General features: G+C 67.1%; 1 protein-coding gene. It reads left to right on the forward strand.

The features are described from left to right. On the forward strand, nt 1-400 hold a 400-nt coding region (gene tnpB, locus ACK8OU_RS20480), incomplete at its 5' end, for an IS66 family insertion sequence element accessory protein TnpB (protein WP_410305167.1). Between the last annotated feature and the right edge of the window lie 10 nt (nt 401-410).

Raw genomic sequence — 410 nt, forward strand, 5'->3', positions numbered from 1 at the left:
CGGTGGAACGCGCGGCGGCGCTGGTGCAGGCACTGCGGGTGGCGTCGTGATCGTCGCGGGGCAGCGGCTGCCGATCCTGATCGCAACGCGGCCGGTGGATTTCCGGTGTGGGCATCAGGCGCTGGCGTTGATGGTGCAGACCGAGCTGAAGCTTGATCCGCATTCCGGGGTGACGGTGGTGTTCCGCTCGAAGCGCGGGGACAGGTTGAAGATCCTGGTCTGGGACGGCACCGGGATGGTGCTGATCTACAAGGTGTTGGAACAGGGCAGCTTCGCCTGGCCGAAGGTTCAGGATGGGATGATGCGGGTGTCTCGGGCGCAGGCGGAAGCCCTGTTCGAAGGCCTGGATTGGCGCCGGACAGTTGCGCGCCGGGTGCAGGCCCCGACTGCGGCAGGATGACTCACCCGGT

Origin of the sequence: Pontitalea aquivivens (genome assembly GCF_046507575.1) — a bacterium.
In the GTDB taxonomy this organism is placed as follows: Bacteria; Pseudomonadota; Alphaproteobacteria; order Rhodobacterales; family Rhodobacteraceae; genus Pontitalea; species Pontitalea aquivivens.